At 66.6% G+C, this 21,387-nt stretch carries 21 protein-coding genes and 1 pseudogene; 8 read left to right on the top strand and 14 right to left on the bottom strand.

The genetic code is table 11. The annotated features are described in order from the left end of the window. Nucleotides 1-100: 100 nt before the first annotated feature. Nucleotides 101-871 carry a sporulation protein gene (locus D7X32_RS32940; protein ID WP_158625807.1) on the bottom strand — a complete coding sequence of 257 codons (771 nt, stop codon included), beginning with the start codon at nt 869-871 and terminating at the stop codon, nt 101-103. 163 nt (nt 872-1,034) lie between these two features. Here D7X32_RS32940 and D7X32_RS32935 point away from each other — a divergent pair, with 163 nt between their 5' ends. The 3 genes and pseudogenes from D7X32_RS32935 (at nt 1,035) to D7X32_RS32925 (ending at nt 3,681) form a co-directional block, all read left to right on the top strand. Continuing rightward, nucleotides 1,035-2,150, top strand: a complete 1,116-nt coding sequence (locus D7X32_RS32935) for a Gfo/Idh/MocA family protein (RefSeq protein WP_120606536.1) — start codon at nt 1,035-1,037, stop codon at nt 2,148-2,150. Nucleotides 2,151-2,216: 66 nt separating this feature from the next. Then, a pseudogene (locus D7X32_RS32930) lies at nt 2,217-3,331 on the top strand (AHH domain-containing protein). Further along, nucleotides 3,328-3,681, top strand: a complete 354-nt coding sequence (locus tag D7X32_RS32925) for a DUF2019 domain-containing protein (RefSeq protein WP_120606535.1) — start codon at nt 3,328-3,330, stop codon at nt 3,679-3,681. The pseudogene D7X32_RS32930 and the gene D7X32_RS32925 overlap by 4 nt, the downstream one beginning before the upstream one ends. A 23-nt stretch (nt 3,682-3,704) precedes the next feature. Here the strand turns inward: D7X32_RS32925 and D7X32_RS32920 are convergent, their stop codons facing one another. After that, nucleotides 3,705-4,160 (bottom strand): MarR family winged helix-turn-helix transcriptional regulator, encoded by a 456-nt coding sequence (locus tag D7X32_RS32920; protein ID WP_158625806.1) that lies wholly within the window; start codon nt 4,158-4,160, stop codon nt 3,705-3,707. 126 nt (nt 4,161-4,286) lie between these two features. Between D7X32_RS32920 and D7X32_RS32915 the strand changes: the two genes are divergently transcribed. After that, nucleotides 4,287-4,694 carry a PaaI family thioesterase gene (locus D7X32_RS32915; RefSeq protein WP_120606533.1) on the top strand — a complete coding sequence of 136 codons (408 nt, stop codon included), beginning with the start codon at nt 4,287-4,289 and terminating at the stop codon, nt 4,692-4,694. 7 nt (nt 4,695-4,701) lie between these two features. Here the strand turns inward: D7X32_RS32915 and D7X32_RS32910 are convergent, their stop codons facing one another. From D7X32_RS32910 to D7X32_RS32890, 4 genes are all read right to left on the bottom strand, one after another. Then, nucleotides 4,702-5,754: a hypothetical protein gene (locus D7X32_RS32910; RefSeq protein ID WP_244239313.1), complete on the bottom strand. Its 1,053-nt coding sequence runs from the start codon at nt 5,752-5,754 to the stop codon at nt 4,702-4,704. Nucleotides 5,755-6,008: 254 nt separating this feature from the next. Next, nucleotides 6,009-8,558, bottom strand: a complete 2,550-nt coding sequence (locus D7X32_RS32905) for a hypothetical protein (RefSeq protein ID WP_147450362.1) — start codon at nt 8,556-8,558, stop codon at nt 6,009-6,011. A 970-nt stretch (nt 8,559-9,528) separates the two neighbouring features. Further along, nucleotides 9,529-10,518 carry an AAA family ATPase gene (locus D7X32_RS32895; RefSeq protein WP_120606530.1) on the bottom strand — a complete coding sequence of 330 codons (990 nt, stop codon included), beginning with the start codon at nt 10,516-10,518 and terminating at the stop codon, nt 9,529-9,531. Between the two features lie 18 nt (nt 10,519-10,536). After that, nucleotides 10,537-11,766, bottom strand: coding sequence for a toll/interleukin-1 receptor domain-containing protein (locus D7X32_RS32890; protein ID WP_158625805.1), 1,230 nt, complete (start codon nt 11,764-11,766; stop codon nt 10,537-10,539). Between the two features lie 224 nt (nt 11,767-11,990). Here D7X32_RS32890 and D7X32_RS32885 point away from each other — a divergent pair, with 224 nt between their 5' ends. After that, nucleotides 11,991-12,572 carry an NADPH-dependent F420 reductase gene (locus D7X32_RS32885; RefSeq protein WP_120606528.1) on the top strand — a complete coding sequence of 194 codons (582 nt, stop codon included), beginning with the start codon at nt 11,991-11,993 and terminating at the stop codon, nt 12,570-12,572. Nucleotides 12,573-12,585: 13 nt separating this feature from the next. Here the strand turns inward: D7X32_RS32885 and D7X32_RS32880 are convergent, their stop codons facing one another. Continuing rightward, entirely contained in the window at nt 12,586-13,503 is a 918-nt protein-coding gene (locus D7X32_RS32880; protein WP_120606527.1) for a LysR family transcriptional regulator, read from the bottom strand. A gap of 46 nt (nt 13,504-13,549) precedes the next feature. Next, nucleotides 13,550-14,059, bottom strand: a complete 510-nt coding sequence (locus D7X32_RS32875) for a DUF2267 domain-containing protein (RefSeq protein ID WP_120606526.1) — start codon at nt 14,057-14,059, stop codon at nt 13,550-13,552. Between the two features lie 532 nt (nt 14,060-14,591). Here D7X32_RS32875 and D7X32_RS32865 point away from each other — a divergent pair. Together D7X32_RS32865 and D7X32_RS32860 are read left to right on the top strand one after the other, a co-directional pair. Then, on the top strand, nt 14,592-15,131 hold the full coding sequence (locus D7X32_RS32865) for a hypothetical protein (RefSeq protein ID WP_147450361.1): 540 nt from the start codon (nt 14,592-14,594) through the stop codon (nt 15,129-15,131). Nucleotides 15,132-15,170: 39 nt separating this feature from the next. Further along, nucleotides 15,171-16,004: a hypothetical protein gene (locus D7X32_RS32860; RefSeq protein WP_147450360.1), complete on the top strand. Its 834-nt coding sequence runs from the start codon at nt 15,171-15,173 to the stop codon at nt 16,002-16,004. A 69-nt stretch (nt 16,005-16,073) separates the two neighbouring features. On the opposite strand, the gene D7X32_RS32855 is transcribed toward D7X32_RS32860, so the two are convergent. The 3 genes from D7X32_RS32855 to D7X32_RS32845 form a co-directional block, all read right to left on the bottom strand. Then, nucleotides 16,074-16,637: a deoxynucleotide monophosphate kinase family protein gene (locus D7X32_RS32855; protein WP_147450359.1), complete on the bottom strand. Its 564-nt coding sequence runs from the start codon at nt 16,635-16,637 to the stop codon at nt 16,074-16,076. Continuing rightward, the gene (locus D7X32_RS32850) at nt 16,634-17,542 is read right to left on the bottom strand and encodes a viperin family antiviral radical SAM protein (protein WP_208752613.1); all 909 of its coding nucleotides are present in this window, start codon (nt 17,540-17,542) and stop codon (nt 16,634-16,636) included. The genes D7X32_RS32855 and D7X32_RS32850 overlap by 4 nt, the downstream gene beginning before the upstream one ends. Nucleotides 17,543-17,625: 83 nt before the next feature. Beyond that, complete coding sequence (locus tag D7X32_RS32845; protein WP_120606521.1) at nt 17,626-18,912, bottom strand: RNA polymerase sigma factor; 1,287 nt, start codon at nt 18,910-18,912, stop codon at nt 17,626-17,628. 200 nt (nt 18,913-19,112) lie between these two features. Here D7X32_RS32845 and D7X32_RS32840 point away from each other — a divergent pair, with 200 nt between their 5' ends. Further along, a complete protein-coding gene (locus tag D7X32_RS32840) occupies nt 19,113-19,463 on the top strand; it encodes a DUF2019 domain-containing protein (protein ID WP_171449472.1) in 351 nt (116 codons plus the stop codon). Between the two features lie 7 nt (nt 19,464-19,470). Here the strand turns inward: D7X32_RS32840 and D7X32_RS32835 are convergent, their stop codons facing one another. The 3 genes from D7X32_RS32835 to D7X32_RS32825 are packed head-to-tail and all read right to left on the bottom strand — an operon-like array spanning nt 19,471 to nt 21,363. Further along, entirely contained in the window at nt 19,471-20,481 is a 1,011-nt protein-coding gene (locus tag D7X32_RS32835) for an MlaD family protein (protein ID WP_120606519.1), read from the bottom strand. Next, nucleotides 20,474-21,217, bottom strand: coding sequence for an ATP-binding cassette domain-containing protein (locus D7X32_RS32830; RefSeq protein WP_120606518.1), 744 nt, complete (start codon nt 21,215-21,217; stop codon nt 20,474-20,476). Before D7X32_RS32830 ends, D7X32_RS32835 begins: the two co-directional genes overlap by 8 nt. Beyond that, a complete protein-coding gene (locus D7X32_RS32825; protein ID WP_244239312.1) occupies nt 21,214-21,363 on the bottom strand; it encodes an ABC transporter permease in 150 nt (49 codons plus the stop codon). Before D7X32_RS32825 ends, D7X32_RS32830 begins: the two co-directional genes overlap by 4 nt. Nucleotides 21,364-21,387 lie beyond the last annotated feature (24 nt).

Raw genomic sequence — 21,387 nt, 5'->3', positions numbered from 1 at the left:
AGCTTTCACACGGCGGCTTGTACCACTTCCGCGCCCGGACGGAGGACTTGGGACGTCGGGTGCGTCCAGGCCTGTACGAAGGCCCGGGCCTTCCGGGCTTTCAGGCCTCGCCGCGCAGGTAGGATGTCAGCAGCGCCGCGACGGCCCCTGTCCCCGAGGACAGGTCCGAGGAGGATAGGACCCGCCGGTGGCGCCGGCCGCCGTCCAGGGGGGTGCCCTCCAGGAGGGAGGTGAGGCCCCGGGGGCCGCGGTCCAGGTCCAGGACCAGCTCCAGCGCGTCGTCCTGGGGGAACGGCAGGAGGGCGAGCGTGCGCGGCGGGCCTTTCCATTCCGGGCCGGCGTGGAACTCCAGCTCCTGCACGAAGGGCTCGTCGCGCCCCAGCGGGGAGCCGGCCTCGCAGTACGCGTTCCGCCACTGGAAGCCCAGCTGCTGCACGGCCTCCAGGACGGTCTGGAGGGACGGGTGGGGCAGGACGTGGATCCGGTCGCTGTCCTCGGGGTTGAGGGCGTTGTCGATGTCGAGCGCCGTCTTGATCCACACGGGCGTGCCGCGTTCGGTGATGGGCGTGTGGGCGGGGACGCGCAGGGAGAAGGGGATCTCCCGCTCCTCGCGGGGCTGGAGGGTGAAGGGGTTGGAGATGCGCCAGGTGCGCACGACGGCGTTGAGCGCGCTGCGGCGGTCGTTGTCGCGCTGGAGGTACTGCGCCATCAGGTGCAGGTCGATGCGGTCGATGCGCTGGGGCGTGTGGCCGCCCTGGACGTGGACGAGTCCGCGCAGGTCGCCGCCGGCGCGCACGGTGTCGTGCTCCAGGCGGGTGTCCACGCGCGCACTGCCAATCCCGAGGCGGGCGAGCATCTTCATGAAGGGCATGGGGGTCCTCTGGGGACGGCATAGGCCGGATGGAGGCGCCGCGAAAGACTGGGTGTCTGGCTGCCTGCCCTTCATGCGGCCCCTGCACCGGCGGGACGTGCGCGGCTTGCGGGCTGGCCCGGCGCGTCACCAGCCTAAAGCCTCACCACGGGAGAGGTGCATCATGGCGCAGGGGACTTCCAGGCGGGTGCGGTACGCGGTGGTGGGGGCGGGCAACCTCGCGCAGGTGGCCATCCTCCCGGCGTTCCAGCACGCGGAGGAGAACTCCCAACTGGTGGCCATCATCTCCTCCGACAAGGCGAAGCGGGACGTGCTCCAGGAGAAGTACGGCGTGGAGCACGTGGGCGGCTACGAGCGCTTCGAACAGGTGCTGCGCGAGTCGAAGGCGGACGCGGTCTACCTCGTGTTGCCCAACACGATGCACCGGGCCTTCACGGAGCGTGCGGCGCGCGTGGGGGTGCACGTCCTCTGCGAGAAGCCGATGGCGACGTCGGTGGAGGACTGCGAGGCGATGATCCGCGTCACGAACGAGAACGACGTGAAGCTGATGGTCGCGTACCGGCTGCACTTCGAGGAGGCGAACCTCCACGCCATCGAGCTGGTGCGTGCCGGGCGGCTGGGGGATCCGCTGGTGTTCACGGGGACGCTGACGCAGCAGGTGCGCGAAGGGGACATCCGCACGCGCGTGGAAGTGGGCGGAGGGGCGCTGCTGGACGAAGGGCCGTACCCCATCAACGCCGCGCGCTACCTGTTCCGCGACGAGCCGCGTGAGGTGTTCGCGTTCACGGGCGGAGGCAGGGACGGGCGCTTCCACGGGGTGGACGCGTCCGCGTTCGCGCTGATGCGGTTCCCGCACGGGAGGGTGGCGCAGTTCGCCATCAGCCACGAGGCCTCCGCGGTGTCGAGCTACCGTCTGGTGGGCACGGAAGGGGACCTCCAGGTGCGGCACGGCTTCGGTTACGGCACGGACATCGAGCACGCGCTCACGGTGGGAGGGGAGACGGAGACGCGGACGTTCAAGAACAGCGACCAGTTCGCGCCGGAGCTCGTCTACTTCTCGAAGTGCGTCCTGGAGGACCGGGAGCCGGAGCCCAACGGCATCGAAGGCCTGGCGGACGTGCGCGTCATCGTCGCGTTGCAGGAGTCCGCGCGCACGGGGAGGCCGGTGAAGCTGGCCCCGTTCGAAAAGCCGAAGCGGCCCACGCTGGAGCAGCTCATCGTCAAGCCGCCGGTGGAGCCGCCTGAACCGGTGAACGCGCCGGCTCCGGCGGAGGGGTAGTCTGATTTGTCTGCTATTTCTTGATGTGCTGTCCTCCTGGCAGCGTTCGCTCCAGGAGGACTTCGCATGCGGCCACACTGGCTGTTTCCGCTGCTGCTCACGCTCATTTCCGGGTGCAGCAGCGCTACGCGAACGGTCCGCCTGGATACAGGGACTCACGCTCTCAGCGTGTTCACTCCGCGCTCCGCCGCGCATCCGGTGACGCTCAGCGCGGATGACTTCGAGGAAGGCGTCGAAGCGCTGGCCCGAATCGCACGTCCGTCTCCGCGTCCCCAGGAAGCCGCACGCCAGCTGTTCGAGGTCGAACCGCGGAGTGGCTCGTACCTGTTCGATCCCCACACTCGTGACATCACCGCGCTGGGGGCAGGTGAACACCTGGAGGGGGAAGGTCCGCAGGCGGACGTCGAGCGTACATGGTCTTGCTGGCGGTGCCCGAGCCCCTTTCCAAGGGGGTCGCCGCCGTGATGACCGCCACGCTCATCGCATACGTGGGCGTCGACACCTTCTGGAACCTCATCGTTGGGTTCAAGCGACTGGTGGACGCCGCGGACCGTGCCACCACGTTCGACGAACTGCGAACGGAAGGGGAACGGTATGGCAAGGTCATGGGCCGCAACGCGGCACGTGCTTTCGCCTTGCTGGCCACTGCTGCCATTGGCAGTACAGCGCCAGTGCTGGCGGCCAGGCTTCCCAGCCTCCCAGGGGCTGCCGAGGCAACGGTGCAGGCCGGGTCCCAGCTGGGAGTCAGGCTCGCGGCGATTGGAGGTGTGGAAACGGTCGCTGTGAGCGCGGAGTCCGTCACCATCGCGCTGGCGCCGGGGGCGGTCGCCATGGCGGCCCGTGGAGGGAGGGCTGGTGGCTCCAGGGCCTGGGCTTCATTCAGCGGATTCAAGAAGGCCATGGGCCCGGCAGGCGCGGGCCAGGAGTGGCATCACATCGTCGAGCAGACGCCAGGGAACGTGAAGCGGTTCGGGCCGCAGGCTCTCCACAACACCGAGAACGTCCTTCCGCTGGAAAAGGCGCTTCACACTCGTATCAGCTCGTTCTACTCGACGATTCGGCGCGAACTCACGGGCTCGCCCTTGACCGTGCGACAGTGGTTGAGCACGCAGTCGTACGAGGCTCAGCGCGAATTCGGGTTGCAGGCCATCGAGAACTTCCGCAAGGGAATCTGGCGATGAAGCTGGAGGCGCTGGTCGAACAATTCGCGCTGAACGTGGCCGCCCAGACCGAGGCCACCTGGCGAAGCGACGCCAGAAGCGCGAACAAGCACGCCAGGAAGTACGGTGCAGCGGTCGACAAGCTGTTTGCCCAGGGCGATGCAGGTCGCGAGGCACTCCTCGTCCTGCTCCAACATGAGCGCATGGATGTTCGCGTCATGGCCGCCGCGCACCTGCTTCGCTATCGCACCGCGGAGTCCAAGGCGGTCCTGGAGGAGGCTGCGAAGGGCGAAGGGATGATTCCGTTCTGCGCCCAGCAGGCCTTGAAGCGTTGGGAGGACGGTACCTGGGCGCTCGATCCGGGAGCCTGACGCCGCAAGGCGTGCGGTAGTCCTCAAGGCTTGATGCTGTCGTCGGGGACGCCTTCGAGCGCGGCCAGGAGCTTCCTCGTGAGCCGGTCGAAGTCGGCCAGGTCGCGCTCGTCGAGCTCCGCGAACAGGCGCCGGATGATGCGCTTGCGCGCGTCCTCCACGCGCCGGCGGGCGCGCTGCCCGTCCTCCGTCAGCTCGAGGACGTACTGGCGGCGGTCCTCTTTGCTGCGCTCCCTGCGGATCCATCCGCGCTCGATGAGGGATTCGAGCGCACGCCCGGTGAGCGTCGGGTCGGTGCCCGTGGCACGGGCGAGCTCCGCCTGCGAGCTGCGGCCGTTCCGGCCGATGTGACGCAGGAACCTGGCCTGGGCGCTCCCGATGTCGAACGTCGCGTACTCGCGCGCGGCCACCAGCCTCAATCGCTGGGACAGGGCGCTGAAGCGATCGAAGAACTCTTCTTCCGGTTCGCGGCGGGGCACGGTCGCAGGCGTAGCCGAAAGGTGGGAGGGCGGCAACCCGGGGGCGCCTTGACCCCGATTCATGGACCCATCTATGAATTCCACCATTGAATTGATGGATGGGTCTATCAATCGCGGGAGGCAGCAATGGATGACCTTCAGGAGTTCGCGCGTCAGGTGTTCGCGTCGCAGCCCTTCAGCCAGTTCATCGGCGCGCGGCTCGCCAGCTCCGGGCCCGGGCACGCGGAGCTTCAGCTGCCCATCGTGGACCACCTGAAGCAGCAGCACGGCTTCGTGCACGGGGGCGTGCTCAGCTACCTCGCGGACAACGCCATCACGTTCGCTGGGGGCCTGGCGCTGGGGGGCAACGCGCTGACCTCCGAGTACAAGATCAACTACCTGAAGCCGGCCGTGGGCTCGCTGCTCATCGCGCGGGCCCAGGCGAAGGCCGCCGGCAAGCGGCAGGCCGTGTGTCAGTGTGAAGTCTTCGCCGTGAAGGAGGGCGTGGAGACGCTGTGTGCCCTGGCGCAGGGCACGGTGGTCTCCGCAGCCTGAAGGCGCATCAGAACTTGAACAGGTCCTTGATGCCCTTGCCCAGGTCCTTCGCGCCGTCGGCGACCTTGTCCGTGACGTTCTTGGCGGTGTCGGCGACCTTGTCGGTGGCGTTCTTGGCGGTGTCGGCGACCTTGTCCGTGACGTTCTTGGCCGTGTCGCCGACCTTGTCCGTGACGTTCTTGACGGCCTCGCTGGCCTTGCCGTTGGTGAGGTTGTCGACCGTGCCCTTCAGCTTGTTGAAGTCGATGGTGTAGCTGGTGCCCACGCCCAGGCCCACGCCGAGCGCCGCCTTGGCCTTGCCGCCGATGGTGAGCTTGCCGTCCTCGAAGGCCACCTTCGCGTCCACCGCGGCGCCCACGCCGGCGATGGCGCTGCCCGTCACGGAGCCCTGCACGGGGCCGAATTCGCCGCGCGCCGTGGCGCTGGCCTCGGCGCCCACCAGCGCGCCCGCGCCGACCTCGGCGCCCATGTCGCCGTTCTTCGGGTTCAGGTCGATCTTGGCCTTCGCGTCCGCGTTGGCGCCCACCAGCGCCTCGCCGTGCACGCCGCCGTAGACCTTGCCCTCCACCTTGTCGAGCCCGATGTCCTTCAGGTCCTTGCCGAAGCCCGCGTCACCGCGAAGGCTGGCGATGTTGGCCTCGGCGCCCGCGCGGCCGCCAATCTCCCACGGCATCACGCGGTAGGACGCATCGCCCTGGACCTCGGCGGCGCTCGCCTCGAACTGCGCGCCGGTGCCTTCCTTGCTGAAGCCCGTGCCGGTCTTGAACTCGGCCAGGTCCTGCTGCCACGACACGTACTTGCCGCTCTCGTTGCCCGCCACCTGGCCGGGACCGGTGTTGCCCTGGGTGACCTGGCGCCCGTCCTTCTTGTCCGCGCTGGCCTGGGCCTTATCGCCCTTGCGCGGGTCCATGAAGATGTCCTGGCCATACTGCTGGCTCCACTTGGTCTCCGGCTGGTTCTTGTCGATGACGCCGGGCTTCTTGTCGGTGGCGGCGGCCGGGGCGGAAGCGGCGGAGGCGTTCGAGGCGGGCGTGGACGCGGGGCGGTTGGAGACGCGCATGGGAGACCTCGGGGGGCGGCGAAGGAGGGGGAGGATTCAGGGATTCGGGAGGAGGACCGGAGTGCGTCCGGTCCGTGTGCCCAATCCCTAGAGCACGGCGCGTGCCAGCCCTCCGGGAAGGCCGTCAAAGGCGGTTCTCCCTCTGAAGCGCGTTGTTCGTGAGGTCTTCGGTTGGCTCGAAACTGGTGAGGCCGAACATCAGCGCTGGTGACTCGCGTCACCAGGGGCCGAGGTCGCTCCGGTCCAGGCCTGGGTCAGGAGGAAGGTTTCGTGACCTTCTTGCGCCGAGGTCCGGCAGAAGCCTTGGGAGGCCCAGGTTTCCGGCTCAGGGACGTCCACTGCCGGGACGAGGTCTCGGTCAGAACGGGCAGCGCGAGCCGCTTTCGGAAGCCTTCAGGGGCGTCACGGGCTGTCGTCAGGTCAAGCTGTAGCAGCTCTCTGTCGATTCTGACCTCCACGACGAAAGCCCCCGAGGACTCGACCTCGAAATCCACGACCCCGTCCGCTGGAGGGACTTCGAGGGTGAGGATGCCGCGCTCCCCAGCGCTCATGCGGAAATCGAGGGGGCGCTCGAGGAAAGGAATGTTCGAGAGTGGGACTGCCTGGATCCGGACCAAGAAGACGTCGGGTTGGGATGTGGTCCGAATGGTTGCGGTCAGAACGTGGGCGAGGCTCTGAGTCGATAAAGACCAAAATGTTTCCGGATGGGGATCCGGCATGTCGTCATCGGAAGGTTCGCTTCGAACCGATTCGTGAATCCGCAGCAGTTCGATCTCGTCATCTTCAATGCTGATGACTGCCGCGGACGCAATGTTGAGGATGTCGACGTCGGAGGACTCGGTGTCGACCTGCACAGTCGCAATGACCCTGATCGAGGCAATGCACTCAACCTCCATGGTGTGATCATTCCAGTCTGCATCCGTGATGGAGAACCGGGAGTCGTCATCGTCCCAGACGGCGTAGGTCGACTTGTCGACATACAACGTGATGTAGGTCTCGTCGAAATCGACCGTCGCGGTGAACAGGGCCGAACCACCGCCCTCAATGTCAAGACTCTCTTTATGCAGAGTGATGACGGCATCGCCATATCCGGTCATCGTTCCGGTCTCATCAGCGGACGGAAGGAGGTCGCTCGTGATCTGGCGATGCCTTCCCAGCAATCTCTCGACACCCTCGCTGATCTCTCCCTCGACGAACGTACGCTCGCCAAGGATGAGGTCCCACATCTGATTCCGATGCCATTCCTCCGCCGCGATTTCGGCCAGGTCCGGTTCGTCCGCCAACCGCGTTCGCGCCAGCGCCTTCATGACGGTGTAGGCCGGACAGACCTCCGCCTCGAAGCCTTGCATGCCCACGACGTGACCGAACCACATTCCATCCACGACAACAGGGGCTCCAGTCATCGGTTCTCGCCGGGACTGGAAGGCTGGAATCCGGAGAGGGGCGCCGCCCGGGGTCGACGGTGAAGGCTGCCGTCTGGGCCCCTGACTGAAGTCGATGAAGCCCTCTGCCCATTCTGAAGCCTCCTGGCTCAGGCCGTAAGCAATCCAGTGCGCGATCCCAGAACCCTCGAAACGCAGCTCATCTTCAGAGGGGTCATGTGAAATGGGGAACCGGGTGTTCAACGGCTTCACCCCGCGCGCTTCGTCGAGCAGTTCGAACAAGGCGACTCCGTCCCGAAGGCTTAACTCCAACAGGGTTACCTCCCGCGACTGCCCTTCGTAGGTTGCGCGAAACGCAGTCCCGAGCGGAACGGCTGCGAAGGGGGTCGCTGCGGAGGCCAGGATGCGGGGCGTGATGAAGTAGGACACCGAGCCCTGCTCCAGCGTGTGTATCCACGCACAAGAGCGCCAGACCTCTGGATCAAGGTCGCGGGGAATCTGATTGGAGGGTCTGTCAGATGCGGAAGTCAGCTCGAATTCGTCTCCGGTCACGGTCCGAAGCCAGACGGAAGTTTCGTCAGCAGGAACCGGAATGAAACGGCCGGGTTCAGGAATGACCACCTGATGCGCCTCACGCTCCCCGTGTCCCCACGAGACTTCCAGCAACAGGGGCTGCGTGGCGGGGACTTCAAGCCGATGTCCCCGCGTGAGGCTTTCGGCGGTGGGTTGGAGGAAGGTGATGCCCGCCGCGGTCCGCTCCAGGCGAATCACCTGCTGGGCCAGCCAGTATCTCTCTGGAAACAACCACCGAGCGTCCTCGGGCAGGGAATTGGCTCGGGGGACTCCCACCAGCGCACGCGGACCCAGCCGGGCTGCGGCCCCGAAGGTCAGCAGCCTCGCCGTGGCGGTTTCGCGAACCCAGTCCGGGAAGCGCGTCAGGGCGCTCAGAGCCCAGCGAGCCACGCCTGAGGCCTGATCCTCGTCCTGGACCATCGTGCGAAGCGTGCGCTGGAGCTCCTCTTCAATCTGGGCAAGAGCCCGAGGCCCCTGACTGAGGGCCAGCCAGGTCACCCGTTCCTCAAGCGCGACAATCGAGGGGCCATTCGCGTGGAGCCGCTCGACAAGGCGCCAGGCCCCGAGGGCTTGTTCTTCATCTTTCCACAGCTCGGCCTGGAGCTGGCGCGCGACGGCCGGGTGCAGCACGAATGCCCGCGCGCTCCACGACTCCACCAGGGGGCTGAACCACAAATCCGCCTCGTGGCTCGCATCCAGGGGCGGCGACAGCCGCAACCGGGTTGCTCGCAGCAATCCAGCCTCGATGCGTGTGGCCAGGGACACGTGCGTCGCCAGCCGTACCGCTTCTGGATTCCGCGCGCGGAATCGCTCCAGGGTTTCCTTCGCGCGCTCGGCATCCATGCTCATGGGATCCGCTCCGGGCGCTGGGCCGTGCGCCGATGACGGATGGCGCTCGCACGGGTGGCGCCATCCCAGTGGAGCAGGACGAGCTTCCGCTGGAGCGCACGGGGCCAGCGCTGGGGCGGGTAGGGCACCCACGCGATGAGTGGGCAGCCCGCGTGCCGGGCCGCCGCCGCGAACCGGAGCCATTCCGCCTCATAGGCGCGGTGAGCCGTGGGAGGCCCTCCTAGTCCCAGGTCCGTCAGCAGCAGGAGCGGCGTTCCCCTGAGAGGAGGAGACCAGGGACGCCTCTCGCCATCCGCGGACGTCACGCCCCACTGAGGACTCCCAGTGAACGAAAGGACGGTGGTCTTGGACTCCCCAGCACAGCGGCGAACCCCCTCAACCATGGAGCGCACGTCACTGTCGAAGGGAATCATCCCTTCCCCCACGTCCACCAGGAGCTGGACACCACGTCGCAGAGTGGGCCTGCTCCGGCGAGGCAGCGTCGTAAGCACCTGGGCCCGGGCAATCGCTCGAACCAGGGGTTCCATCAGCGGCCGCCCCTCGGGCGCGTCGGTGGCCAGCGCCGTCGATAGCAAAGCCCGACGCCTGCGAGGCTCGATCAGGGGCGGAACCTCCAGCGGCGTGTGTTCCGTATCAGCCTCGAGGGGCAATACCTCCTGAAGCCAGACTGGCGGCGGAAGGAGGGTCCTCCCATGCAGCCGCATGAGGATTCCCTTGAGCGGGACGTCAGTCCGCGAGGGCTCCTTGAGTACGGTGCTGGCGTTGTCTTGAGGAGGTGCGCGTTGGGGACCAGGGCCCGGGAAGGGGGGAGGGCGCTTCCGCCCTGGCTTGTGAGACGTCTGCGGACGCGACTTCCGTGGCGAGTCGAGGTGCAGCATCGGTACCAACTCGCGACGGGCCTCATCCCCCTGAATCGAGAGACGCACGACCGCCATCAGGAGGTCCGAAAGATAGACGTCTCCGCGCTCCATCAGAAGTCCCTAGGCGGCGGCGGAGGGGAGGAGGTCCGGAACTTGGAAAGCGCGAGGGCTGAAAGTTCGTCCCAGGTTGGAGAAGACGGTCGAAGACCGAGCTGCCGACAGGCCTTGACCGTGTCCAGGAACTCCGCGGTGCTCGGAGGACGTTCGCCCGCGGCCTCTGCGGCCTCCCGGTCCTCGACCACCCGATTGGCGATTTCCCTGTAGAGGTCCACATCCTGCTTACCTTGTTCATCGGAATGCTTGCAGGCGATCTCCACCAGCCGGTCCCTGTCATGAGCCTTCAATGTGAGCAGGATGCAGCGCCGCACGAATGCAGGGGACAGCTCCCGCTCATCATTGCTGGTGATGACAAGCAGCACCTGGCGTTGGGCCTGCCGGGTGATGACCTGCCCGATGTCCGTGACCTCGAAGGTCCCGTCCCCAAGCGGTCCCAGGAGGTCATTGGGAACATCCGGATCCGCTTTGTCGATTTCGTCCAGGAGCACCACGGCATTCGGCCCTCCGGCCGACCCGGAGGGGTCCAGCGCGAAAGGGCCTCGGGGCGAAGGCTTGCCCCCGCGGTGCTTCGCCGAGTCCGGGTCGAAGGCCCACCACAGCACCCCGGGTTGCACGTACGCGGCATCCTTGCCTTGTTTCAATGCCGCTGTCTGGGCGTCCCTCAGGCGGCGGAGCGCGTCGAAGGTCCAGAGCAGATCCTGCGCCTGGGTCCGTGAGGTGACGACCTTTTGATAGAAGCGCCAGCCCAGATGCTGGGCGACGTTCTTCGCGAGGGAGGACTTGCCCGTACCGGGAGGCCCCATCACCAACAGGGGCCGCTCGGTGGCGAGCGCGGTATTCACCGCCAGGATGATATCGCTCGAGTAGACATACACACCCGCTCCGGTCGCTGGGGGCGCGGCGGTTTGGGAACGGCCCTTCTTCGGCGAGGGCGGCCGCAGGGGATTGAAGAGCTTGGGGTCGAAGTTCAGCTTCGAGTTCATGGGGAGTTCCGGTTCTGCTCAGTCGCCGCGAATCATGGCGAACGCGTCCGAGAATGCCTGTTGGGCCTTGTCTTCTTCCAGAAGGTCGAGCGCAGGGCGGGCAAGGGTCACCTCGCTGAAGCCTTCGCCATGCAGGTCGGGCAGCTCCTCGCCTGTTTCAAGGATGAAAGTAATCCGCGGAAACTTGAGCCGCAGCGCATTCAATGCCTGGTGATCCACCCACTGGCGCTCCGGGATCACGACCAGCAGGGAGATATCGGTCCGTGCCAGCCATTGTTCGGGCTTGCGCTGGCTACCAGGGTTTCTACGCTCGACCCACTTCAGGATGGACTCCGTGACGTGACGCACGAAGTCGGTGCCGGCACCTCCCTCGATCGGGATGAAGCGCCATTGCTCGCTCGGCCAGAAGGCACGCCGGGCATACGCTTCCGCCGTGAAGTCCGGCAAGAAGTTGCCATTGATCGCAACTGCCCAGGCTGTGGGAGTTCGCTGTTTGGCCTCTGAAATATGATTGGCAGCCTTCTCGTGGACCCAGAACGCGGCAAGGATTCTACAGATATCTGCCTTGGCTGACGCATCGATGCCGCGGCCCAGTACATCCATTATCCGCGTCGCACTGGAGATGCCAAGCTTCAGCATGTGGCGCGCAAGCAATTGCGCCATGAGCGTGTTTCTATCCGTACCAGGATGCCATGGGGGCTCGGCCAGGGTCAGCGCAACGAATGTATTGGAAAGGTCCATGCCGCCCATTCGCACGAGAAGTGCGGCAATCTTGTCTGCTGCTTGAACCTGTTCGGGCACCACCAGATGGACGGCAGGGCCGAGCGCAGCAAGAACCTGGGGGGCGCTGGATGCCGCGTCCGTGGCCTCGATGCACTGCAATGTGTGCAACTGAAGCGGAATGAACTTCTCCGCGGAGGACAGACTCTGCTTCGTCACGCCTCGAATGAGGACGGGAATGAGGATGAGCTGGGGATCAAGCTGCTTCCGCACCTTCAGGAAGGTGGCTTCCGTGTAGACCCAGTCAGACTGGAGGGCATCAGGTGAAAGCAGGAGCACAGCCGCGCGGCATCGTACGAGCCACTCAAGAATCTTCGCGTACCAGTCATCCCCGCCCTGGATGGTCCGGAAGTCGAGTTGGACGTCGTGCGATGCCCCAGCAAGCGCGTCCCGGAGCTTGCCCGTGTCTTCCAGGGCCCCGGGCGTTCTATTCGAGCTGTGGCTGAGGAAGACGAGGGGGGGTGGCATCAGGGCAGGGAGGACGATGCAAGGATGCCATGGGCAGTGGCTCCTGACACGCCCGCTGGGTCCTTTCCTGAACCGGTGGGGCCCCATCCTCGGGAGACACCGTATTTGTGCCGCCCCGTCACAGGTGCCGTGACGACCCGGGTGTTTTTCGCCAGCGACGCGTTCCGCATATTGCCAATCGTTCCGGGGCCTTCCGCTCCGGCCTTCACGAGGACGGCAAGACCATGGCGACGAAGATCGGCATCATCGGCAAGGGGAACGTGGGCGACGCGCTGCAGCGAGGACTGGCTCGCGCCGGGCACGAGGTGCGGGCGGTGGGCAAGGACCCGGCGGCCGTGCGTCAGACGGCCGCGTGGGCGGAGGTGGTGTTCCTGGCGGTGCCCTTCGGCGCGCTGGACGACACGCTCCGCGCGCTGGGCGACGCGGTGAACGGCAAGGTCGTGGTGGACGTGACGAACGCGCTGACCGCGGACATGCAGCTCGCGCTCGGATTCACCACGAGCGGCGCGGAGGAGTTGCAGAAGAAGGCCGGGCAGGCGCGCGTGGTGAAGGCCTTCAACACGGTCTTCGCGCAGCACATGGACCAGGGAAAGGTGAAGGGCGAGAAGCTCAGCCTGCTCGTCGCCTCCGATGACGCCGCCGGCAAGGAGCGCGTCCTGGGCCTGGGGCGGGACCTGGGCTTCGACTCCGTCGACGCGGGGCCGCTGCGCAATGCCCGGTGGCTGGAGTCCCTGGGCTACCTCAACATCCTGCTCGGCTACGTGCAGAAGCTGGGGCCGGACATCGGGTTCCGGCTGGTGCGCTGAAGTCCCGTCCGCGTCAGCGGCGCTTGCGTTTCGTGGCCAGCGGCGCCCTGGACGCGAAGAGCTCCACCATGAAGTCCAGGAAGACGCGCACCTTGGGAACGGCGGACTTGTGCCGTTCGAACAGGGCGAAGACGGTTCGTGGCTCGGGCTCGAGGTCTTCGAGGATGACCTCGAGCTCGCCACGGGCCGGCTCCTCGGCGACGTGGTACTCGAAGGTCTGGATGATGCCGAGCCCGCCCAGGGCGGCATGGGTGAGCACGTTGCCAGATCCGGCCAGGAGCCTGCCCCGGGCGGCGAAGGTGACCTCGCCCCCGGTTCCCTTCAGCCGCCAGGGCAGGGGGCCGGTGTTCGACAGGTAAGCGATGCACTCGTGCTCCCGCAGCGAGGCCAGCGTCCGCGGCCTTCCGTGCGCGGCGAGGTAGGCAGGGGAGGCGACCAGGATGGAGCGCGCGCGGGCGAGCCGCCGCGACACCAGCTCCGAGTCACGCGCCGGTGCGAGGCGGAGGACCACGTCGACGCCCTCGGCGGTGGGGTCGATGATCCGGTCGCGGACCGTGAGGTCGATGGACACATCCGGGTAGCGTTCGAGGAACCGGGGCAGCGCCGGCCCGACGACGAAGTCCGCGAGCGGGATGGGGACATCGACGTGCAGGCGGCCTCGCGGCGTGACGCTCGTCCGCGCCAGGGTGGCGTTGACCGCCTCGAGCTCCGCGATCATGCGCGTGCAGTGCTCGTGGTACACGGTCCCTTCGTCCGTGAGGCTGAGGCTGCGGGTGGTCCGGTTCAGGAGCCGGACGCCCAGCCGGCCTTCGAGCCGCGAGACGATCCGGCTCACGCCCGAAGGCGTCAGCCCCAGGTTCTCCGCCGCCCGCGTGAAGCCGCCGAGGTCGACGGCCTTGATGAAGACTTCGATCTCCGAGATGGAGTCCATGTTGCCGTCAGCTCACAGCCATTCATGAGCCGCCGTCAATCTGGCGTCAGGCAGGGTGAACCCACAGGTCGCGGAGGTCCGGTGGCAGTTCCCCGCCGATGTCGTCGCTCTCTCCCGTGGAGATCTGCGCCTGGATGGCGCTGAAGACCGCGCGGATGATGGGTTCGGTGTCATCGGGCTCCATGTCCAGGTCTTCGGCCACCATCGTCAGCATCTCCGCCCGGCCGAACTTCTGGGGCGGCGGGCCGGCTTCGTGGCGGTCGCACCGCACCATGAGCTCGCGCAGCTTCATGGGCAGTTGTGCCTCCAGGTCGTTGTCCTCTTCGCCGACCAGGCGTTGCTCCAGCACGCACAGCACGGAGACGGCGGCGTCCTCCGCGGCCTGCTCGCTCGGGAGCTGGCCCACGTCGCGCAGGTAGCTGAGGAAGGCCTTGTAGGTCTGCGAGGTGCGGGATTCGTGGCGCATGCGGCGGCGCTCGTCGAGCGGGACAGCCGTCCTGCGCTGCGTGGGGCTGCCTGGCTGCTGTCCGGGGCCAGGGATGTCGTGCGCGGCCATGTCGGGTGCCTCGTTCCTTGGAGTGGGGTCCAACGCCAAAGCTGAAGCGCTCGCGAACCCGGAGGAAGGAACGCGCCGCCCTGCGAGCCGCCCGCTTCCCGTGGGCGGAGGCTGGCGGGAAGCGCCTGATCCCACTTCCGGTGCCACCCTTGCCCCGGAGCGAGCGCAGCCGAACCGTGGAGAGAGGGGCCGCATGGCGCGGCCGCTCTCACAGGGAGGTTTCGTCATGCGTGAAAGTCTTCGACCCAGGGGAGAGGCGCTGCGCAGCGCAGCCCGCAGGATCGCGGTGCGGAGGACCGAGGAGCCGGACACGCCCCTGTTTCAGATCATCACGGAGGCAGCCCGTCACTTCGACCTCTCACCCAGCGAGGAGCAGATGCTCCTGTCAGACCTCCTGTCCGAGAACCCGGAAGCGTCCCCGCCCTGACGCGGCCGACGTCTGCATGTCATTACGCGTGGGCTCGGGACATTCGCGTCCTGGACGCCCACGGAGGAGATGGAAAGACAGTGAGCCCATGGTAGATGGGCGCCCATGAACCTCATTCGACTGTCGGTCGTTTGCGCTGGCGTGGCGTTCGTGGTGGCGGGCTGCGGGGGCCGCCGGAGCAACGCCAAGGTGGACTTCTCCCAGATGGGGCCGTCCATCAACTCGAAGCGCTATGCGAACCTGGAGAAGATCGCCGCCAAGGATCTCAAGTGCGACGAGGAGCTGACGCCGCAGTACCTGGGTGAGAACCAGTACCAGATGATCGGCTGCAACGTCGAAGGCGTCTACGAGCTGCGCTGCAAGATGGGGCAGTGCTCCTGGATCCCGGACGTCAGGGCCCGCGCGGAGTTCGACCTGGGCTGTTCACGGTTTGAACTCCAGACGTCCAAGCTGGATCGCGTCACGGCGGGAGTCGCGGGCTGCGGGAAGCGCGCGACGTACCGGCTGAGCACGATGGGGCGCGGGTACTCGTGGATCCTGAACTCGGCCGTGGCCCAGGATGAGGTTCCGGCTCCGGTGCCTGCTCCGCCGCCCGTGCCTGCTCCGGCGCCCGCGGATGAAGTGCCGGTCCAGACGACTCTGTAACCTGCGATAGTCTCGGCTGTGTGAGCCCAGAAGGGGCTCATGGGGGAAACCATGCCGCCGAAAGGGCCTTGCTCTCGCATTGGTTGTACCAACTTCGGGATGTTGATCGGCGGCCTGTGCCGGCCATGCTGGGAGAAGACGCAGGTCCGGGTCGAGGAGGCACGCCCCGGCTTCGAGCGTCAGGACCTGCATGCGGTGAAATGGAAGGACTATCTGCAGGAGTCCCTTGCCTTCACGAAGGCGAGCGACATGCCGGCGATGTACATCTCCACCATGACCGAATCCTCGCGGGGGATCGGGACCCTCCGGCCAGGAGACATGCCGTGGGCCCACGTCGTGGCGGAGGTGTTCGCCAACAACTTCCTCTGTCAGAACCCGCTCGATTTCGTGTTCGCGGGGCTGGTGATCGTCGGAGGCGAAGAGATGATTTTCTCTCCGCCCGGGGAGAGCAAGTATGGCGGCAGCATTCCGTCGCCAATCATCTCCGTGATCCCTTTCGATCTGTTCAAGAGCAAGATCGAGAATGCCAGCTTGTCTGACTGGGTGTGCGTCATGTGCCACGAAGTCATCCATTATCTCCATTGGCGATGGCGGATCATTCCGTGCCTGGAGAGTGAACGTAACGCCTACGAAGACGCGGTGACGGGCTCCGTCAAACTCGCGAATTGCGGCATTCCCGATGCGGTGGCCAAGGAAACCGCCGGCAAGAAGGAGCTCTTGGACCCTCCCGCCGACTTCACCGAAAACGGGTTCCGTGCTCGCTACGACCTGCCCGCACGCAGGTATTACGGCGACTGCACGGCCTTTGGGGGACAAGGGGCCAGGATCGAGAAGCACCCCAAGCTGATGGAAATGTATCGCGCGGTCCTGTGACGCCCAGGAAGCAGGATGCGCCTGCCTCCTGCCGTCATCGGACGCGCCACGGACCTCCAACGCGTCCACTCAGGGCGTCGTGGCCCCTTCGATCATGCGTTTCACGGTGAGGTACAGGGACTCGGGGGTGCCGTCGTTCCTCAGGACCGCGTCGAATGAGCCCCGGTCGAGTCCCAGGAGCTCCATCTCCGTGGCGTGACGCGACAACGCGCCTGGCGCGCCCGCTCCGGGCCGTTCAATCAGCCAGATGGTGGCCCCCAGCTCCCGAGCGGCCCGCCATTCCGCCTGGGTGCGCAAGTCCGTGCAGACGACGCTTCCTCCCGCACGGCGGATGGCTTCAACCCGCATCCGGAAGGGGCGCAGCCAGACCTCGGAATCCAGCTCCAGGCAAGCCTGACCGAACCGCTGGTAGAGTTCCCTGGGCGCGCGGCCGAATCGTGGGTCCACCTCATTGCGCCGCTCCCCCCAGAGCTGCGCAGGGTCAAGCTGAAGCAGACCCATCAACGTCGCCTTGATCGGATCCGCGAGCGCGACGCGCTCAAAGCCATACTGTTTCGCCAGGAATCCACCCAGCGTGTCCTTGCCTGCTCCGGAAACGCCCGCGAGGCACACCAGACGGGAGGATGCATTCATGACTCACCTCCGAACTGGTAGAGGCCGCCGCGATCGATGAAGCGCTTCAGCGAGAAGTGGACCTGGGACCACGCGGCGTCCAACCCGCGCTGGAGGATGGGGTCGCTGTAGCGATGGCCTCCCTGCGCGTTGTCGAAGAACCGGCCTGCCGGGTCGACCATCGCGTAGCTGCCGCGCATGTCTTCGTTGTCTTCGGGCACCAAGATGATGCCTTCGCGCTCCAGGCAACGATGGCGGGCGACGAATGCTTCGAAGTCCTCCCGGGGGCAGTCCAGGGCTTCCACCTTGCCGGTGTTCTGTCCCTCGACGCTGAGGACGCGCAACAGCTTCCAGCGTTCGGGCCGCAGCTCCCGGAGGAACACCGTCTGGTCCTCGCCCGCGTTCAGGTTCGTGACGACCGTGTTGACCTTGAGGCGCATGCCCGCCCCGCGGATCTGCTCGGCGATGGACAGGTAGTGCTCGGGAGGCAGGGCCTTGCCGTGGACGGCTCGCCCCAGCGCGGCGTGCGTCTGGGGCGACACGCTGTCGATGCTGAGCGTCACCCAATCCATCACCCCGCGCAGTCGTGCCACGGTGTCGGAATCCAGGCGGCTGCCATTGGTCACCAACATCGTGGTGGCGCCCCCTGCCTTGGCGGCTGCCGCCAGCTCTGGCAACCACGGGCAGAGCAGGGGCTCGCCTCCCGCGAAGGTGATCTTCTGGAAGCGGAGCGACAGCTGCTCCACCAGCCGCAGCGCATCCTTCGCGGGAAGGTGCCCCTTGGGGAGGACGTCCCGGCGGACATCCTGGAAGGTGGCGAAGCAGAACCGGCAACGCATGTTGCACGGCTCCCACAGGTGGAAGTTGACCGAGGGCGGCATCACCTGGGTGGTGGCCGGGGACGGCGTGGCGGACAGCGAGTGCATGAAGCCTCCAGAAGCTGCCCGTGTGTCGGGCAGTCTGGTGCTCCACTCTCTTCAGCGAATTAAGTGTGACCCAAAATCGTAAGTCACTGACATCGCTGAAGAAATCGGGTCCGTAATTCGTCCCGGGCCCGCTGGACCCGCTTGCGCGCGGCGGCGTGACCGATTCCCAGCTGGCGCCCGATCTCGGCTTCGTCCAGCTCCTCGAAGTAGCGCATGTGGAGGACTTGCTGATGCTGCTCCGTCAGGGTGCAGAGCACCTCCCGGAGGGCGGCGTGGGACTCCGCCTCCACGTATTGTTCGTCTGCCCGGAGGAGGCACTGGGCTTCGGGAGACTCCTCCAGCGAGCAGGCCCGGCCCAGCTGGGTGAACCGGCGCCGGGCGCCGTATTCGACCGAGCGGAGGAAGTACCGTTCGAACTCAGCGGGGGGAACCTTCCTGAGGCAGATGTTCAGGAGGATGGCGTGGACCAGGTCGTCCGCGTCCGCGTTGTTGCTGACGAGGCTCTGGGCGATCCTCCGGGCCCTGGCCATCATGTCCGGTTGACGGAAGGGCCTTTCCAGACAGACGCGGGTGTTGAGCTCGACCGCGGATTCAGCGGAAGCGGTGAAGGAGGCCGCGCGGATGTCGCCGAAGCCATCATCCGGATCCAGCGAGGCGGGCGCGGGCCTCGAGGGTTGGGCGGCAAGAAGTGCCTGTCGCGAGCACTCCCAGGACAACGAATCGCAGCGGGATGGCCGCGCGGAGGCCATGGTCCGTGCATGGTCCTGGAGTGACTCGGCGAGGGAACCTACCGCGAGCGTCAACCCCGTGGCCGCGAGCGCCGCGAGGGTCAACATCCCGGCGCCGAACGGCGACGCCTGTGCGATGCGCCAGGAGAGCCGGACCATTCCAATGCTCATCCGGACCAGGAGCACGCTGACGGCAATGAGGGTCCAGACCGAGAAGGCGATGACGAACGCACCGGGGAGTACGGGCAGGGCAAGGTCAAGGGTCAGTCTGCACGCGAAGAACAACAGCAGCCCCATAAGGGCCCAGGGCCAGCGCAACAGGAGGGGAGGAGGCCCCACCCTGCCAGCCAGACGCCGGTAGCCATTCCATCCGGCGATGGCCACGAACGCGATCAGCGCCATTCCCAGGAAGACAATGGAGAGTTGGGCCGCGCCCTCGAAGATGCCGGACGTGAGGGCGCCGATGCGCTCCAGGATGACCGCCGCGCCCGCAAAGCCCAGAAGTCCCGTGGCGCCGATGCCCACGAAGACGCCTGGGATGACGACCTTTATGGAGAAGAGGGCGAGTGCCAGCGCCACCAGCGCCAACTGCCAGCCCGCGGTTCGCCGTGATGCCGGTCCAGACTCCCCCTGCTGCGCCATGCGGCCTTCCTTCTGGGAACGACGGCCTCATCGTACGGACTTGTCTGGCGTAGGGGAATGCGTCCAGGAGGCCCGTGGAGCGGCTCCGCAGTCCCCAAACAGCACGTTTGGCCTTTGAGCACGCAGTCCTTCGAGACCCAACGCGACTTCGGTATGCAGGCCATCGACAAGATCCAGAAACGAATCTGGGGAGTCTGGAAGTGAAGATGGAAAAGCTCGTGGAGGTATTCGCTCAGCATGCCGCTGCCCAGACCGATGCGGTCCGGCAGGGGGATGCGAAGACTGGAAACAAGCACGCCAAGAAGGTGAATGAGACGTTCGACAAGCTGTGTGCGCATGGAGACGCGGGGCGGGATGCGCTCGCAATCTTGTTCACCCATCCGCGCATGGACGTCCGGGTCAAGGCGGCTGCCTTTCTCCTCCGCCATCGAACGGAAGAAGCCAAGGCTGTCCTGCAAGAGGCAGCGCGAGGGCAGGACCTCGTTTCTTTCGCTGCCTCCGAGGCGTTGAAGCGCTGGTCGGAGGGGACCTGGGCGCTGGATCCCGGTTAGGGTCAGCTCAATCTTTCCAAAGCATCTTCCACGGATGCTTGCGCAGGTCCGTGACCAGGGTCTTCAGCTCGTCGTAGAGGACCGGGTCTTTGAGCAGTGCGCCGCCCGTACCTTCTCCTGCGTCCAGCTGTCCCAGGATGCGGTCCGCCTTGGTGGCGATCTGCTCCAGCTGTCCCGCTGCCGCCGTGAAGCGCTGGAGGGCCAGCTTCACCTGCTGGCCATCTTCGGGCGTCAGCGGCCCCGTCACCGCCGCCAGGCCGTCCAGGGTCGTTCCGGCGGACTTCGTCAGGCCGGGGAGGTCCTTTCGCATCACGGCCGCCACGGCGGAGGCGTCGTCCAGGAGCCGGGCTCCCTTGCCTCCGGGCTGCATGGATTCCTTGGCCAGCTGCGCGAGCTGCCTCAGATCCTTCGACGCCGCCGCCAGCTCCGAGGCCAGGACCTTCACGTCGCCTTTGTTCTCCGTCAGCATCTCGTCCAGCGTCCTCGCCAGTCGCGACACGTTGGCGGCCAGGCCCGTCACCGCCTCCGGATCCTTCTCCAGCATGTCCGACAACAACGTCACGAACTTGGACAGCTGTTCCGACAGCAGGTCCAGGCGCGGCGCATCCACGCCTCGGAGCGCCTCGGTCTCCGGCAGCGGTGCATCCGCGTTGCCTGGGTTCAACTCCAGATAGGGCTCTCCCAGCAGGCCCACCGTGCCCACCGTCACCCTGGCGTCCTTGCGCAGTGCTCCCCTGGCTGTGGGCTCCACGGACAGGTCCATGCGGACGGGGAGGGGGATTCCCTTCGCGTCCCTGCGGTCCGCGAGGAGGTGGATGGTGTCCACCTTGCCCACCTGGACGCCTCCCAGCTTCACCGGGGCTCCCTGCACCACGTTGCCCGTGTGCGCGAAGTCCACCTCTAGCCTGGCGCCCCGGCCCAGCGTCAGCTCTCCCATCAACCAGAGCAACACCAGCACTCCGACCAGCGTCGCGAGCACCAGCGCCCCGACCTTCAACTCCAGCCGTTGCTCATCCATCCGTCGCGCCCTCCATGAACGGCGCCGTCAGCGTCCGCAGCTCCGGGGCAGGGGACTCCAGGAAGCCCTCCGGGCTCCCCAGGTACGCACTGCGCCCCTTTGCCACCACCAACACCCGGTCCGCGATGCCTCTCAACTGCCGGTAGTCGTGGGACACCACCAGCGCTCCCAGGCCCTGCTCCTTCAACGAACCCAACACCGCCTCCACCTGCATCGCCGCCCTCCGGTCCAATCCCGTCGTCGGCTCGTCCAACAGCAGGTAGCGCGGCTTGAGCACCAGCGCCCTCGCGATGGCCGCCCGCTTCTTCGCTCCAGGCCCCAGCTCCGGCGGCAGCCGGTCCGCCCATTCCTTCAGGCCCACCTTCTCCAGCGCCGTCTCCACCGCTTCCTCCGGCACGGACGGATCCGCGAGGCGCACGTTCTCCCGCAGCGTCCTCCAGTCCAGCAGCGCGGGGCCCTGCACAAGGTAGGGGGCCCGGCGACGGAGAGACACCAGCGTCCGCTCCGCCTGCGTGTCCACCCGCTCTCCGAACAACGTCACCTTGCCTGCTTCAGGCCTCAGCAGACCCACCGCCAACCGGCACAGCACGCTCTTTCCGGAGCCGCTTGCTCCCGCGATGAACGTCAGCTCCCGCGTGGAGAGCTGCGCGCTCAGGCCGTCCAGCACCCGGCGGCCCTGCTCGAAGGCGATCGCCACATCCTCGAAGACCAGCGTGTCAGGACCGGTGTCATTCACAGGCGCACGAACTGGAACGCAAGCGACACCGTCAGGTCAATCAACAGACACCCCAGACTGGCCGCCACCACGCCGTTCGTCGTGGCCTCACCCACCGCCTCCGCGCCGCCCCTCGCCCCCAACCCCGCCACCTGGCTCTTATACACATCTCCGAGCCCACGAGACGCTCA

Origin of the sequence: Corallococcus carmarthensis, from assembly GCF_003611695.1 — a bacterium.
In the GTDB taxonomy this organism is placed as follows: Bacteria; Myxococcota; Myxococcia; order Myxococcales; family Myxococcaceae; genus Corallococcus; species Corallococcus carmarthensis.
Note: the sequence above shows the minus strand (reverse complement) of the source record. Positions and strands in the feature narration are given on the sequence as shown.

Coding starts and splice junctions, on each gene's coding strand:
- D7X32_RS32940 (WP_158625807.1), bottom strand. CDS start 871: ATGCCCTTCATGAAGATGCTCGCCCGCCTCGGGATTGGCAGTGCGCGC.
- D7X32_RS32935 (WP_120606536.1), top strand. CDS start 1,035: ATGGCGCAGGGGACTTCCAGGCGGGTGCGGTACGCGGTGGTGGGGGCG.
- D7X32_RS32925 (WP_120606535.1), top strand. CDS start 3,328: ATGAAGCTGGAGGCGCTGGTCGAACAATTCGCGCTGAACGTGGCCGCC.
- D7X32_RS32915 (WP_120606533.1), top strand. CDS start 4,287: ATGGATGACCTTCAGGAGTTCGCGCGTCAGGTGTTCGCGTCGCAGCCC.
- D7X32_RS32910 (WP_244239313.1), bottom strand. CDS start 5,754: ATGCGCGTCTCCAACCGCCCCGCGTCCACGCCCGCCTCGAACGCCTCC.
- D7X32_RS32905 (WP_147450362.1), bottom strand. CDS start 8,558: ATGAGCATGGATGCCGAGCGCGCGAAGGAAACCCTGGAGCGATTCCGC.
- D7X32_RS32895 (WP_120606530.1), bottom strand. CDS start 10,518: ATGAACTCGAAGCTGAACTTCGACCCCAAGCTCTTCAATCCCCTGCGG.
- D7X32_RS32890 (WP_158625805.1), bottom strand. CDS start 11,766: ATGCCACCCCCCCTCGTCTTCCTCAGCCACAGCTCGAATAGAACGCCC.
- D7X32_RS32885 (WP_120606528.1), top strand. CDS start 11,991: ATGGCGACGAAGATCGGCATCATCGGCAAGGGGAACGTGGGCGACGCG.
- D7X32_RS32880 (WP_120606527.1), bottom strand. CDS start 13,503: ATGGACTCCATCTCGGAGATCGAAGTCTTCATCAAGGCCGTCGACCTC.
- D7X32_RS32875 (WP_120606526.1), bottom strand. CDS start 14,059: ATGGCCGCGCACGACATCCCTGGCCCCGGACAGCAGCCAGGCAGCCCC.
- D7X32_RS32865 (WP_147450361.1), top strand. CDS start 14,592: ATGAACCTCATTCGACTGTCGGTCGTTTGCGCTGGCGTGGCGTTCGTG.
- D7X32_RS32860 (WP_147450360.1), top strand. CDS start 15,171: ATGGGGGAAACCATGCCGCCGAAAGGGCCTTGCTCTCGCATTGGTTGT.
- D7X32_RS32855 (WP_147450359.1), bottom strand. CDS start 16,637: ATGAATGCATCCTCCCGTCTGGTGTGCCTCGCGGGCGTTTCCGGAGCA.
- D7X32_RS32850 (WP_208752613.1), bottom strand. CDS start 17,542: ATGCACTCGCTGTCCGCCACGCCGTCCCCGGCCACCACCCAGGTGATG.
- D7X32_RS32845 (WP_120606521.1), bottom strand. CDS start 18,912: ATGGCGCAGCAGGGGGAGTCTGGACCGGCATCACGGCGAACCGCGGGC.
- D7X32_RS32835 (WP_120606519.1), bottom strand. CDS start 20,481: ATGGATGAGCAACGGCTGGAGTTGAAGGTCGGGGCGCTGGTGCTCGCG.